This window comes from Fibrobacter sp. UWOV1 (genome assembly GCF_900142495.1).
Taxonomy (GTDB): domain Bacteria; phylum Fibrobacterota; class Fibrobacteria; order Fibrobacterales; family Fibrobacteraceae; genus Fibrobacter.
Map to the genome: position 1 here is coordinate 113,141 of NZ_FRBA01000001.1, position 13,714 is coordinate 126,854.

At 52.8% G+C, this 13,714-nt stretch carries 11 protein-coding genes; 2 read left to right on the forward strand and 9 right to left on the reverse strand.

Features of this window, described 5'->3' with window-relative positions; genetic code table 11:
• Nucleotides 1-5 precede the first annotated feature (5 nt).
• The 3 genes from BUC02_RS00510 to BUC02_RS00520 form a co-directional block, all read right to left on the reverse strand.
• Nucleotides 6-1,493, reverse strand: a complete 1,488-nt coding sequence (locus BUC02_RS00510; RefSeq protein ID WP_073317206.1) for a hypothetical protein — start codon at nt 1,491-1,493, stop codon at nt 6-8.
• A gap of 135 nt (nt 1,494-1,628) precedes the next feature.
• Nucleotides 1,629-3,746, reverse strand: coding sequence for an OmpA family protein (locus BUC02_RS00515; RefSeq protein ID WP_073317210.1), 2,118 nt, complete (start codon nt 3,744-3,746; stop codon nt 1,629-1,631).
• A gap of 51 nt (nt 3,747-3,797) precedes the next feature.
• On the reverse strand, nt 3,798-5,942 hold the full coding sequence (locus tag BUC02_RS00520; protein ID WP_073317213.1) for a polysaccharide biosynthesis tyrosine autokinase: 2,145 nt from the start codon (nt 5,940-5,942) through the stop codon (nt 3,798-3,800).
• 144 nt (nt 5,943-6,086) lie between these two features.
• On the opposite strand from BUC02_RS00520, the gene sufC reads away from it, so the two are divergent.
• Together sufC and BUC02_RS00530 are read left to right on the forward strand one after the other, a co-directional pair.
• Nucleotides 6,087-6,833: a Fe-S cluster assembly ATPase SufC gene (sufC, locus tag BUC02_RS00525; RefSeq protein ID WP_073317216.1), complete on the forward strand. Its 747-nt coding sequence runs from the start codon at nt 6,087-6,089 to the stop codon at nt 6,831-6,833.
• Nucleotides 6,833-7,828 (forward strand): SufD family Fe-S cluster assembly protein, encoded by a 996-nt coding sequence (locus tag BUC02_RS00530; RefSeq protein WP_073317219.1) that lies wholly within the window; start codon nt 6,833-6,835, stop codon nt 7,826-7,828. The genes sufC and BUC02_RS00530 overlap by 1 nt, the downstream gene beginning before the upstream one ends.
• Nucleotides 7,829-7,950: 122 nt before the next feature.
• Here BUC02_RS00530 and BUC02_RS00535 read toward each other — a convergent pair whose 3' ends face one another.
• From BUC02_RS00535 to BUC02_RS00560, 6 genes are all read right to left on the reverse strand, one after another.
• Nucleotides 7,951-9,225 carry a bifunctional diaminohydroxyphosphoribosylaminopyrimidine deaminase/5-amino-6-(5-phosphoribosylamino)uracil reductase gene (locus BUC02_RS00535; RefSeq protein ID WP_073317222.1) on the reverse strand — a complete coding sequence of 425 codons (1,275 nt, stop codon included), beginning with the start codon at nt 9,223-9,225 and terminating at the stop codon, nt 7,951-7,953.
• A 70-nt stretch (nt 9,226-9,295) separates the two neighbouring features.
• Nucleotides 9,296-9,745 (reverse strand): rhodanese-like domain-containing protein, encoded by a 450-nt coding sequence (locus BUC02_RS00540; protein WP_073317225.1) that lies wholly within the window; start codon nt 9,743-9,745, stop codon nt 9,296-9,298.
• Nucleotides 9,742-10,854 (reverse strand): PAS domain-containing protein, encoded by a 1,113-nt coding sequence (locus BUC02_RS00545; protein WP_217653053.1) that lies wholly within the window; start codon nt 10,852-10,854, stop codon nt 9,742-9,744. The genes BUC02_RS00540 and BUC02_RS00545 overlap by 4 nt, the downstream gene beginning before the upstream one ends.
• A gap of 149 nt (nt 10,855-11,003) precedes the next feature.
• Nucleotides 11,004-11,720 carry a hypothetical protein gene (locus BUC02_RS00550; RefSeq protein ID WP_139260929.1) on the reverse strand — a complete coding sequence of 239 codons (717 nt, stop codon included), beginning with the start codon at nt 11,718-11,720 and terminating at the stop codon, nt 11,004-11,006.
• Nucleotides 11,721-11,772: 52 nt separating this feature from the next.
• The gene (locus BUC02_RS00555; RefSeq protein WP_073317234.1) at nt 11,773-12,606 is read right to left on the reverse strand and encodes a lamin tail domain-containing protein; all 834 of its coding nucleotides are present in this window, start codon (nt 12,604-12,606) and stop codon (nt 11,773-11,775) included.
• Nucleotides 12,607-12,683: 77 nt separating this feature from the next.
• Nucleotides 12,684-13,604, reverse strand: coding sequence for a M23 family metallopeptidase (locus BUC02_RS00560; RefSeq protein ID WP_073318828.1), 921 nt, complete (start codon nt 13,602-13,604; stop codon nt 12,684-12,686).
• Nucleotides 13,605-13,714: the final 110 nt, after the last annotated feature.

A 13,714-nucleotide genomic window follows, 5' to 3' on the forward strand; every position in this document is an offset into this window, starting at 1 on the left:
TTACCTTAGAACATAAACACCAATCGCAAGTTTACGAATTTATCATCAAAAAATCCGTATTCCCCCATAAAGGCCACATGGGCACCTCGGTAGCTCAAGGTGGGGGCGAGCGAATAATGCAGGGGGGCGCTATGAATAAAGCGCTTACGGCGAGTCTTGTAGGGGTCATCAATATCGCTACCGGCGTCAACACCCTTCCACAACCACTTGTGGTGGACGCCTACGAACAAGCTAGAAAGCCCGCTTAGGCCCAGATTGCCATAGATTGTCCAATCAATCGCCAAGCTATTGGGGCCGTTCGGGTTTCCCAGGGGCATTCCCAAATGAGCCATCTGCGCCATCGCCGTATCGTAATGGCAGTAGGTGTAAGGTTCTACACGGGCGATTTCAGCAACCGTACCAAGTTCAATCGCATGGCCTCCCACATTAAAGTCGCGACCGGCCTGCATACCGAGCATACCCGCCCAGCGGTTGTTGCTGTATTTGTTTTCGTACACGGCCATCGGCGATTCCATGTCGTCCAAGAAGAATTCACCGTACACGCGCACCGCATTAAACAATCGGTAATTTATATCAAAAGCGAGTGCCCCGTTATTCACGCGTTCGGTGTAATTGCCCTTCTCTATAAACAGCGGAACCACCGGCACGAACAGCCATGGTTTATTTTCGTTGTACAGCACCTGCAGTTCGCTCATGCCTACGGTCAAGTTTCCTAAGGCGAGTTCATAGCGGTGGGCGTACAGGTTGCGGTCATTCAAGTTGTCCTTGCTGTAGCTCCAGCTATTCACGCGCAAGTCTGCATACACGCTAAACACGCGAAGCGGACCAAAGGTAAAGTCCAGGTTAAGCATATTGTACGGAAGAGCAAACTGGTTAAAGGCTAGGTTGTTGTAGTAGCCAGGGCCCCAGTGCAATACGTCGCGAGCCAAGGAGATTCGTGCCCAGGCGTAGTTCAGTCCCAAGTGCGCACGGTAACGCGCATAACTCACGTAATCGGCACCGGCGTTACCGTTTTCCGTTTGTACATCAAAGACTTCGCCATCAAAGCTCTTGGGCTTTTTCGCCGCATGCTGTTCGGCATAAATGCGTGCGTCCAAATCAAAATCAAGCGAGTCTGCATAGCCACGCAAATACAGGCCGCCATCAATGCCCGGCCAAATCGTATCACCTAAGGCTTCTCCACCGCGGTAATCCATACCCAAAACAGGCGAAGCAGCAATTGCAAAATGATGAGCGTCTTTTCCTGCACCTAAAGAATCAGCATAGTACACTAGCGCATTACTTTCTTTATCTGCAAAATTTTTAACAAAGTCGTAATTACGACGAGGGTAAGTAAAGAACTGACGGGATTCGCCCACCGTCTGGCGGTGGTAGTCCATGAGCATGGGCAGGTAATCAAGCGTGCGCAGGTTGCGGTTATGCTCTGTGCCGAGGACGGATTGGGAAAATGCTAAAGACGTGAGTAGTAAGACTGCAGATAAAAACTTCTTCATAGTTCTTCTTCAAGATGCTGACCCTAAGCGTCCTCAGGGTGACAATCAGGGTGACTCGTCAGTGTGACAATCAGTACAATTAGTATCGTAAAAAAAAGGGGTCGGCGAAAGCCGACCCCTGTATAATTCAGCGAATTACTTTTCGAACGGAACGAGTTCCACGCGGCGGTTCATTTCGCGGCCTTCCTTCGTTTCGTTATCGGCGATCGGCATTTCAGAACCGTAACCGATAGCACGCAGGCGGTCCGCTTCGATACCCTTCTTCTTCAAGTGGTCCACCACAGCCTTGGCTCGCTTTTCAGAAAGCTTCTGGTTCGTAGTTTCAGAGCCGGTGTTATCGGTGTGGCCCTGCACTTCCAGGTTGGCAGACTTCACCTTGCGCATCAGGTTAGCGATATCGTTCAAGGTGGTGAAGCTCTTCTTGGTGAGCTTGGCAGAACCGGTCTGGAACTGGATACCCTTCTTGAGTTCGTCCAGGTTTTCCTTCTTGTTCACGGCGCAACCCACAGTGTCAACGGCAATGCCTTCGAGGGTGTTCGGGCACTTGTCCTTGGGGTCAGGAACGCCGTCCTTGTCGCCATCGAGCACGCAACCCACAGAATCAACCGGCATGCCGGCAACGGTACCCGGGCACTTGTCCTGACCGTCGGCAACGCCATCCTGGTCGCTATCGGCAGCGCAACCGGTAGAATCAACCGTCACGCCCATGGCAGTATTCGGGCACTTGTCCTTGTTGTCAGGTACGCCGTCGTGGTCGAAGTCCATCGGGCAACCGGTGCTATCGACACTGATGCCTTCCGGAGTATTCGGGCACTTGTCCTTGTTGTCGGGCACGCCGTCGACGTCGAAGTCGAGCATGCAACCCACAGAGTCAACCACAATGCCATCCGGAGTGTTCGGGCACTTGTCGTTAATATCGGCAATGCCGTCCTTGTCGGTATCGACACGGTTCAAGGAATCAAGACGAGCGCGTTCAGCAGCGTTCAAAGCAGCAGAATCAACCTGGTCGTTGTCGTCATTCACAATCACAGAATCCTTGTCGGCGCAACCGTCGGTATTCACGGCGACACCTTCCGGAGTATTCGGGCACTTGTCGTAAGAATCTACGACGCCGTCCTTGTCACTATCCATCGGGCAGCCTTCGGCGTCAACCTTAATGCCCTTCTTGGTGTGCTTGCACTTGTCATTGGCATTGCTTACGCCATCGCCATCGGAATCACGCCACATGTCGGCACCGAAGTACCAAGTGAGGAGTGCGGCACCGGCAACGAGCGGGGTCGGAGCATAGCAGTATTCGTAGGTCTTGTTATCTTCACCCTGGAACTTGACCATGCGGTCGTTGCAGCCTTCCATTTCATCAGAGCCATGGTAGAACGGGTTCTTGAAGGCACGGACTGCAACTTCGAGGCCCATTGCGAAATCGATGTTGTACGGCAAGTGGAAGCGGAGACCCGGAGTAATAATCATAGGATCTTCGCTGGGTTCAAACTTGTACATGCCCTTGGTCTGCAAGCGAGCTTCGCCGGAGTATTCCAAGAACACGTCCATCCAGGACTTCGGGAGCCAGTTCACGCCAGCGCTGTAAACGAGCACCTGGGTTTCGTCCAGGTCGAGCGGGTAAACGTACTGGGCAAACAAGTTAAAGCGCCAGGGCTTGGGGTTGCTGAGCTTGGTGAGGTCGGCCGTACCGACCAAGCCGAGACCGAAGGCCCAGTCATCAGCTGTATAAGGATGAGTATAGCCATTGCTATTCAGGTACCAGGCGTGGCGCGGACGCACGCCGGCATTGGTTTCACCCGTCGGGATATACATATTGAGCATGGCAGCAAAGCCGTACCACTTGTTGGTGTCGAGCGGGAGGCGGATCTTGGACCACACGTTCAAGTCGCCGCGGCTGGTGCCCCACATGTTGTTGGAACCAGAAGGGCCATTGGAGTTAGCGTGTTCGTAGTAAACCGGCAGGCTCACGCCCACGTCCATCCAGTTGGTCAAACCGGCGTTCACGAAGAAGTTACCAGCCTGAGTGTAGTCCCACCAGTTAAAGGTATAGTCCTTGCCACCCTGGCTGTACTTACCACCACGGGCAAGGGCCCAGCCGTCAATAGCAATGTTACCACCGGTACCAACGGCAAAATTCCATTGGCCAAGGGTCTTGGCGTTAGTCTGATGGAGACCGTCAGTGCCGCCCTCCATGCCTATCTGGGCAAAGCTGATTCCAGCTGCCAGTAGTGCAGTCCCAAGTATTTTTTTCATGTTTTGTTTCCTTCTTCGGTAACGAGTTTGTTGTTTAAATATAATAAATTCTTACGATTTACTGAAATATCCCTTACCGTAATATCCCTTTCCATAGTATCCATAGCCATAATAATGGCCTGGTTCGTATTCGCAATGGTTCATCACGAATGCGCAGGGCTTGTCTGCATAGCGGCGCAGGTTGGCAAGGTTTTCCTTAATTTGGGCAACGGAATCTGTTCCATAATGAACCACCATCAAGGCAAAGTCCACCAGCGGGAAAATCAATTCGGCATCGGTCACCATGCTTACGGGCGGGGTATCCACCAAAATCATGTCATATTCTGACTTCATTTCTTCAAGCAGGGTCTTGAAGAGGTCGTGACGCAAGAGTTCACTCGGAGACATCAGGCGCTTACCGCAACCCATCACGAAAAGGTTCTGGCAGCGGGATTCAGCAACCGTTTCACGCCAAGGAATCTTACCCGAAAGTACTTCGGCAAGTCCCAAATACTTGGAGCTGCGGATCACGCCCTTACGCATGTCGGCATCAATCAGCAGCACACGTTTACCGTTCATGGCGTATACAGCAGCCAAGTTCTTGGACACAAAGGACTTACCCACACCCGGCATCAAGCCGCAAATCATGAGCACCTTTTGACCTTCGGTAAGCGAAAAATCCACCGCTGTCTGCAAGGTGCGGAACGCTTCGCTTGCCTGGTCGTTCGGCGACGCTTCGACTAGAGTCAGCTTGTGGCGTTTGTCGCGCAAGAGCCTGTTTCTGGATTCCGGAATCTTTGCAAAGACGCTGACTTCGGTAGCATGTTCAAGTTCCTGGGAACTACGAACACCATTGTGCATCATGCGGAGCATGAACACCCAGAGCACGCCAAGCATAAAGGCGGCGGCCATAGAGCAAATCAGGATATTGAACTTCTTAGGCTTGCTCTGGATCGGTTCGACCTGGGCAAAGTCCACAATACGCACGTTTCCGACTTCACCGGCACGCACCACGCGCAACTGCTGGATGTTATTGAGCATTGCCGTGTACTGGGCATTGTTCACCGACACTTCTTCTTGCAAGCGGATCATTTCTTGCTGCGTCACCGGCATGGATTCAGCCGTTTTCTTGAGGCGAGCGAGTTCACCACGCAAGCGATTCTGCTGCTTTACAATTGTCTGAACAGAGGGATGTTCTTCTTTAAACAGACGCGTCGCCTGCTGGCGTTCCTGTTCCAAATGAAGCAACTGGCGTTGCAGGTCCACTTCCTTATTCAAGTGAGCTTGGGTTTCTCCGGTCATGTCCACCGAACCAATGCTATGGCGATAATCGGCCAAAACCTTTTCGGAACTGTCTAGTTTAGCCTTCACGCCAGGCAACTGCGATTCCAGGAATTCCAAAGTCTTTTCGGCTTCGGCACTGCGCATTTCCACATTCTGGCGAACATACGTGTTGGCAATGGTATTCAGGATTGAAGCAGCGCGGTCTGCATAGCGGTGCGAGAAAGACACTCCAATGACACCGGTCTGTTTTCCTTTTTCAGCCACCTTGAGGCCTGCGGCAAGACTGCGGACCGCAATCAACGGATTCGTCATGTTGATTCGGAACTCTTCGCCGACAGTGGCACGCATGCGGCTTACACGAATCTGCAAGGTATCGCCCGCATACAAAACCTTGAGCATCTGACCGACCTTGCCTTCGACCAGCCTAGTTTCGTCTTCATTATACACTGCGTAAGTGTCGTCACCTGTAACCACAGCCCTCCACTTTTCGGTGCGGGCCATGTCCGGAATAAAGAGGTAGTCAAGATCCATGCGGCCTTCGCGGTGCAAAAGGCGGTTCAAGGCACTCGTCGGCGTCGCCGAGTAATTCAAGTGTTCTTCGGAGACCACGTAGTTCAGTACCAAGCGGCTCTTGATTAGTTCGATTTCGGCATCGGCCGGGCTAGCGACATCCAGAATGGCTCCCATTTCGCCCATGGCCCGGTTTGCGGCCTTGTTACCCTTTACATCGATCTGCAACAGGGCATCGCTTGTAAACTGAGGACGAATCCACTGACCTATCACAAATCCGATTAAAGCACCTGCTGCCAGGAACAAACATAGCGTAAAGCGCTTTTTCCACAGAATAAATAAGGCTTCAAGCAGGGTAATTGTATTGTTGGTCGACTGAGCTTGCGCCCCGACAACGATCGTCTGCTGTTCGTTTTCAGCCATCCGAGTCTCCAAAAAATGCATAAATTCAGATTTGAACAAAATATAGGAAAAATTATTTAAACCTTACGGAAAATAGAGCTTTTTCTTGCATTTTTTCAACTGGGGAGATTTTTCTATATTTGGCAACCGATTAAGAGAGGAATTATGCTGTCCATCAAGAACCTTAAAGCAAGTATCGAAGACGGAACCCAGATTTTGAAGGGAATCAACCTGGAAGTCAAACCGGGCGAAGTTCACGCCATCATGGGCCCGAACGGGTCTGGTAAGAGTACGCTTTCAAAGGTCATCGCAGGCCACCCCGCTTACACCGTGAACGAAGGTTCCGTGACTCTCGACGGCAAGGACCTGCTCTCGATGGAAATCTGCGACCGCGCCAATTCGGGACTCTTCATCAGCACGCAGTACCCGACTGAAATTCCGGGCGTGAACAACGTGGAATTCTTGCAGATGGCGCTCAATTCCAAGCGCGCCTACCTGGGTCTTGAACCGCTCGCCGATGCCGACTTCAAGAAACTCTGCGAAGAAAAGATGGCCATGCTCGAAATGGACGACCGTTACCGCGACCGCGGCGTGAACGACGGCTTTAGCGGCGGCGAAAAGAAGCGCAACGAAATTCTGCAGATGGCGATTCTGGACCCGAAGGTATCGTTCCTCGACGAAACGGACTCGGGCCTCGACATAGACGCTCTCCGCATTGTGGCTCACGGTATCAACCAGATTATGTCGCCCGAAAAGGCGGTTATTCTGGTGACGCATTACCAGAGGCTTTTGGACTACATCAAGCCGACTTACGTGCACGTGCTCCGCCACGGCAAGATTATTCTTTCGGGCGGCCCGGAACTCGCGCTCAAGCTCGAAAAACAAGGCTACGACTGGATCGAGGAAAACTAATGGACGCCATTACCCGCATTAAACAATTGGGAATGCCGCGTCGCAATAACGAATTGTGGACGTTTTTCCCAGTCAACAAGATTCCGAATGTACTGGGCGCGGATGGAGATTGCCGCGTCGCAGACGTATGCTCTTGCGACGAAGACTTCGCAAACGAAGAAGACTTTGCCGCCCTTTTGCCGATAGCCTGCAACGCCCGTGAGCTCGTGAAGACGATTGATGACGGCGAAAACGAAATGGCGATGCTCAAGTGCAACAACGACTTCGGCCGTACTGTTTTGAACATCGGCAAGAACGCAAAGGCCAGCATCGAAATCCTTGACAACAAGGTGATGCACGAAATTTGCGCCGAACGATTCGACATCAACGTTGCCGAAGGCGCCGAGCTCGAAATCTTTTTTGCGAACCCCGCTAACGACTTACCGCTGACCTTTAGGCATTTCGACATCAAGCAGGCCGCAAATTCGACGGTGCATTTCGCAAACGTTTTGCAAGACAGCGACATTGGCCGCATCAGCGCCCGCGTGGAACTGAACGGCGAAGGCGCAAACTTCGATTACCGCAGTTTGAATATTCTGAAGGGAAACGCCTCTAAGCACCAGCGCCTGACGATTTTGCACAACGCTCCCAGCACAGTGAGCACGCAGTTCGTGCGCAATATTTTGGACGAAAACGCTTACGCCAGCTACGACGGCCAGGTGGTCGTGGGCAACAACTGCAGCCAGGTGAATTCGAGCCAGTTGGTGAACACGATTCTCTTAAGCGACGGCCCCAGCGTTTCCGTGAAGCCGGTGCTCAAGATTTACCACGATGACGTGGAATGTACGCACGGCAATACCGTGGGCGAACTCGACAAGGATCAGATGTTCTATTTAACGAGCCGCGGAATTCCTGCCGACAAGGCCCGCGAAATGCTCACCAAGGCGTTTGCGAAGGAATTGTTCCTGGAACTGCCGGAAGGACCTGCGAAAAAGCGATTGATGCAGGCGCTTTAATTGTCTTCCCGGCGAAAGCCGGGATCTCCTCTCCTAACCGAGAACAGTGCATTTCATGAACGAAATGCTTTTTTAGCATGCATCAAAGGAGGTTCCGGGTCAAGCCCGGAATGACAATCGGGCTAGCGGGAGTACACGGTCAACACATCGGGCCCAAGCATAAAGGATTCTCGGGCGACGAGGGCTGTGGGGAATTCCGGATAAGTCAAGCCGTCGGCGCAGCTGGATTCAAGCGCACGGTCGACCGCCGGGTCTGAGGATTGCCACAAATCGAGGCGGTTCCAGAGACCGCATTTAAAGATTTCAGCCGCAAGGCGGGCCCCCGGCTCAACCATGAGGCGGTGCATGCCGCGGGCAGAGAGATTCGCATGCATTTCGTGCCAGTTCGCAACGAAAGAGGCATTACTTAAAGCGACGACTTCAATTGCGAAATTTCCAGCAGCCGGCGCCTCCCCTGCATTCAATTTATCCAGCGCGGGCTGCGGCACGCATGTAAAGACAATGGGTGCCTTGCCTTCTTCTACAGGCGCTTGAAACACGCGAAGGGTCGCTACTTCATCAGCGCTAAATTCGTGATGCCCGGCCCAGATGATTTTGACGGGATTGTTCCCTTGGGCAAGGCGCACATCGAGCAAGGGATTATCGGCAAGTACGGTGCCAGCGCCCACAAGGATAGCATCGCTCATGGCGCGAAGTTCATGGTTCCAGCAATTGGCGCCTTGAGCGGTGATTTTGAGCGGCGCATTACGCGCAGAACCCTTTGCACCACCTACAACCGCCCCCATGTAGCCTTCTTGCGAAATGGCCGACTTGATTTCGACAAAGGTCGCCTTGTTGCGGACATAGAAATCGTAGGCTTCGAAGAAGCGTTCGATTTCGTGAAAGAGCATGCGGGCTTCGGCGATTGCTTCGGCGCGAGTTTCAGGCTCCCCCGCCATAGCAGCCGGATTGCCAGAAAGTACCTTGCAGCCGTCATGCGAGCAGGAATCGTCCCAGCCGGTATCGGCAATCGCACGCTCGCAAGCCTCCTCACCTTCGAAGACCTTGATTCCGGCTTCTTCTAAAATGCTTCGGCTCTTGCCGCGCACCACCGGATTCGGGTCGGCATGCGCGAAGTAGACTTCCTTGATGCCGGCTTCGATGATTGCCTTTGTGCAGGGGGGCGTGCGGCCATAATGGCAGCAGGGTTCAAGAGTTACATAGATGGCCGCCCCGCGGGCGAGCTCGCCCGCGTCACGCAGCGCCATCACCTCGGCATGAGCATTCCCCGGGCGCTGTGTACGCCCCTTCCCGACAACGATTCCGTCTTTAACGACAACGGCACCTACGGCAGGATTCGGCCGACTGATTCCGACCGAAAATAGAGACTGCTCAAACGCGAGTTGCAGATAGTTCATACGAGTTTGCAGTAGGCAGAGCGCAGTCGGCAGAACCAAGTTCTGCAGAGCAGCGATCTAAGTTCTATTCCTACTTCTTCGGGTATGCGAGGAAGCCTCCGATAACATTATACACGCGGGTATAGCCCTGGTCCATCAGATACTTGCTAGCGGCTTCGCTACGACGACCGGAACGGCAGTAAATCAGCAAGTCCTTGTCCTTCGGGAGTTCGCCAATGCGCTGCTTGAGTTCGCTCAGCGGAATGTTCAATGCGTGCGGAGCGAAGCCTTCGTTCAATTCAGGAGCATTACGCACGTCCACATAAATGGCGCCATTGGCATTCATTTCAATAGCCTTGTCCCAGTCAACCGACTGCACACCGGCACGCACGGCCACTTCGGACGGAGCCGGAGCCTTCTTGGCAACGGGCTGTTCCGCAGCCGGAGCCGGTTTGGCCTGTTCAACAGCGGCATCTTTCTTTTCTTCACAGCCTGCGAAAATAAACATTGAGGCCACGGCAATCATCATTAACTTTTTCATTTTTTCTCCAGAGTTAAATTATTGGCTACATTGAAATCGTTTTCATCCAATTGCATGTACACTCCAAGCACACAGTGGGTAAAACCGTCTTCGCGCTTGAGGGGTATAGCATTAAACCAAAGCAGGCGTTTGCCTACACCGAAAGCGCCCTTCCAGGATTTAGAAAGGCCCTTTTCAAAAACTTCCGAAACCACACCGTGAAACAGCGAGAAATAACGCGGACGCACCACCTCGAGCAGCCGTTTGCCTTCGATTTTTTCGGGATCGGGACTTCCGAACGCGAGCGAAAAAGCCTGGTTACAGCCGCGGACTTTATAGTCTCTATCTATCCAGAACATGCGAATATCGGGGAACGCAAGAGCAGACATCTGTAGGGACTCACTCATATCAGCCCCTTCGACGACCGGATTTTCAAGTTGCATGTCTAGGCGGCGAGCCAAACCGCGGAAAACGATTTTCGCATTTTCTTCGGTATAGAGGCGCCCGCAAAAGGCATACCAGTCCAGTTTGCCGTTTTCGCCTTGCAGGCGCAAACGCACTCCGCGATTTTCGCTCAAATTTTGGCCCTTGGCGCGGAATTCCACAATGCGAGCATTTAAATGCTTGTCAAAGAAGGCGTAATCGTCTTCGGGCATCATCGCGCGAATATCCTGAACACCCTGGGTTCTCGGAATGGCACGCCCTTCGTCATCGACTAGCGGGGTCAAGAACGTAAATGTACGGGTATCGACATCCATGGACCACAAAAAGTCGCCTGTATTCTGCAAAAGCATATCGACTTTTTCTTTCAATTCATCTCGCTGGGTTCTGGATTCCACGTCCAGCGTCACATTCTTGAGCAAAAGCACCATATGGACATCGACCCCCTGCTTTTGCATGCTGGCGCGGATTTCGTACCAGTTCAAGCCGTCACCGGAATCCTGCGAAAAGACGAACGGAATATCGGGGTAAGCGTCCAGGCCTTTGACGTATTCCAGGAATCGCTTGTATTCGGCCGCCGAAAAAATCTTCTTGAAGGATTTCTGGCGCAAAATGGAATTGTAAAGCGGATCCGAAATATAGGTCGGGGTTGCATCGATCACGCGACCTTCTTTAGAAACGATTACCAAAAAATCGCCCAAATAGTTCGAAAAAACGGAATAGATCTTTTGCTTGTTCAATAAGTCCCTAATTAAAAGGACGACAATCACAAACGCCGTGATTACCAGGAAACAGACAAATGATACTGCAATTAAAAGACCTACAGAAACCTGCATATTCATAATATAGTCTTTTTTCGAACCGATTTAGCAGCCGTAAAGCCAAACCAATCCCATATAGAGCGGGCATTGCCGTACGCCCCCGAAAATTGCCACGTTCCAAAGGTAAGCCCCATCGAAACGGACACCGCAAATTCCGGAAAGCGGTAAGCGGAAAGGACAAACGCATGCGCAAAGTTTAGGGAATGGCCGATATCGATTGAGGTCCCGTCGTACTCGATAAACGCCCCGAATCGTTCTCCCTGAAACCGGATAGCGACCGCATAATCCAAGTCATAAAACGAACGGTGATTGACAAGGGCCGTCATCATCGAAAACGACAACGGATTTTTCAAGAAAGCAAGCCCCGCCTTGTAACGGTTCATCGTCCAGTTTTCCCTAGAAAACCTGTCCCCCGGAATCCAATCGACGGATAACCCATAGCCCACTCCCCCGACGATCCAGGATTTCGCCACCGAAAGATTCCATTCGGAATAAACCTGCCTGTACAGGGAATCCATTTCTAGGTACGAACTGAAAAATGCCAGCCGGTAATCGCGAAGGAGGCCGAGTTCGCCTGCGGCACCCGCCACCTGCAAGGAGGCCTCGCCCACTTGCGCATAGGCAAGCCCAAAACCGGGTACCGCGATTCTTGCCGGGCTCGATTTGTACCCGGGAAGCCCTGAAAGGGCTAGCGAGCCGCCCGGATTTTGGACAAATTCTCCAGGGAAGTCCATGGCACAGGCAAGGCTCGCGAGACACACTATTAGTAATGCCAACCCACGCATGCTACGGCCTCACCAAGATTCCGACCAATTGCTCGTAGCGACCCGAGGCAAGCGCGATATAGGCAACGCCTATACCCACAAGGCGGTCGAGCGGCACATTGACCCAGACGTTGGAATTCGCGGGCACGGTCGTTTTCCACTGTTCGCGGCCGGCCGAATCCAGCAGCCGAAGTGCGACCGGGAATTCACTTTCAACATAGACCCGGAGTGGAGTCTTGTTTGCCCGCACCACGCGCGTCGATAGCCGGAATGTAAAAGGAGTCTGGCTGCCGGGTTGCGTTTTCTCGCCTTTGTTTGTGGACCCACCCCAGAGAATGCCCGGGTCGGAGTCCCGTGCACTCTGGTAGCCCGGCGTATTCTCGGCCCGGCCCGTCTGCGGGTTAAACCCCGAAGGGCACGTGACCGTCCCTTTATCCCAGGCCACACTGTCTATGACGGTATCGCCCTTGCAAATGACAAGCGAGCCCGCGGTATTGTTCAGGTAACCCATGGCGTACTGGATGAGGCGCACATCCTTGAACCCGAGGTATTCGCGCAAAAGGAGCGTATCGCGGGTGAAGATGACGGTCTCGTAAGCGGCCAGGGTGTCGCGCTTGGTCCGGGTCTTGCCCTGAGAGGCGCTCCAGTTCTTGGTGCGGTTGCAAAAGCGGTAGTCCTCGAAGGCGAGCGGCCCGCCCGAAGCGTTGTAGACTTCGACCCATTCCGGTTCAGGTTCTGCAGGACAATGGTGAATCTCGGTAAAGTAGAGATCCGGAGTTTCGGCCGCCTGGGCAAAACCGAAAAATACCACGCCCCAAAGAAGCGCGTACAAACGCAAAACTGCATTCTGATTCATGAGACCCCCTTAGGGGTTGCTGCCCTTAGCCGACAAGCGGCGCCATTTTTTAGGAGCAGGACGTTACCCAGACACCGTTAGTCAACGGTATATTCGTTGGGCAACATATAGGCAAGCGGGTTCACCGGGCTATTGCGGACCCAGACCTCGTAATGGAGGTGCGGACCCACGGAGCGGCCGGTATTACCCATATAACCAATCACCTGGTAGCGGTGCAAGTACTGGCCCGGATGCACAATAGACAGCTGCATGTGACCGTAGCGTGTCTTGATGCCGTTTCCGTGGTCAATCGTTACATAGTTACCGAAGGTCGAACTCAACTGGGCGACTTCCACCACGCCATCGGCAGGGGCGTAAATCGGGGTCCAGCGTTCGTTTGCGATATCCACACCCTGGTGCATCTTGCCGACTTCACCCGTCACCGGATGGATACGGGGGCCGAAAGCCGAAGCGTAGCGGCCGTTTGTCGGAGAAATGGACGGAATAAAGCGCCACATGTAGTGCTTCTGGTCCATGAACTTGTTCAGGGTACGGAAAGACGAGTCATTGTTCGCAAGCTTGCCCTGGATACGTTCGGCAGTTTCATTCAAAATGGACATGCGTTCGTAAACCGGAGATGTCTTGCGGAGCAAAAGGGAGTTCGGGCTTACAGAACCTCCGGTACCGAGTTCGCGGGAACCCTTGTCCTGGGTCGGCAGTCCAAAGCTTGCGTAAAGGCGGTTTTCGTCGGAGAAGAAAGAAGCCGTGGTGTTCGACAGGTAGTCGAGGGTCCCCTGAATCTGGGACATTTCCTTGTCAAGTTTCTGGCGTTCGTTCAACTGGTGGTTCAGGATGCCATCGTAAATCGTGGTCGAGACCATCTGGACGATAAACAACAATACACCAATCGCAACAAAGATCCGAAGCACGGGCCATGCCTTGAAAAGGAACACCGGCATGTGGACGGTCATCGACTTCGAGGAGTTCTGGAAGTGTATGGTTGTCTTATAAAAATTCACGGGCGAAAAGATAGTAAAAAGGTCTTGTGTGGCAATGTAAAATAGTGTGATGCGAAGCACTCAACGGCCAAAGTGCTTCAAAAACGCCATTTTTAGGCTAAAAACGGCAA

Coding starts and splice junctions, on each gene's coding strand:
- BUC02_RS00510 (WP_073317206.1), bottom strand. CDS start 1,493: ATGAAGAAGTTTTTATCTGCAGTCTTACTACTCACGTCTTTAGCATTT.
- BUC02_RS00515 (WP_073317210.1), bottom strand. CDS start 3,746: ATGAAAAAAATACTTGGGACTGCACTACTGGCAGCTGGAATCAGCTTT.
- BUC02_RS00520 (WP_073317213.1), bottom strand. CDS start 5,942: ATGGCTGAAAACGAACAGCAGACGATCGTTGTCGGGGCGCAAGCTCAG.
- sufC (WP_073317216.1), top strand. CDS start 6,087: ATGCTGTCCATCAAGAACCTTAAAGCAAGTATCGAAGACGGAACCCAG.
- BUC02_RS00530 (WP_073317219.1), top strand. CDS start 6,833: ATGGACGCCATTACCCGCATTAAACAATTGGGAATGCCGCGTCGCAAT.
- BUC02_RS00535 (WP_073317222.1), bottom strand. CDS start 9,225: ATGAACTATCTGCAACTCGCGTTTGAGCAGTCTCTATTTTCGGTCGGA.
- BUC02_RS00540 (WP_073317225.1), bottom strand. CDS start 9,745: ATGAAAAAGTTAATGATGATTGCCGTGGCCTCAATGTTTATTTTCGCA.
- BUC02_RS00550 (WP_139260929.1), bottom strand. CDS start 11,720: ATGGACTTCCCTGGAGAATTTGTCCAAAATCCGGGCGGCTCGCTAGCC.
- BUC02_RS00555 (WP_073317234.1), bottom strand. CDS start 12,606: ATGAATCAGAATGCAGTTTTGCGTTTGTACGCGCTTCTTTGGGGCGTG.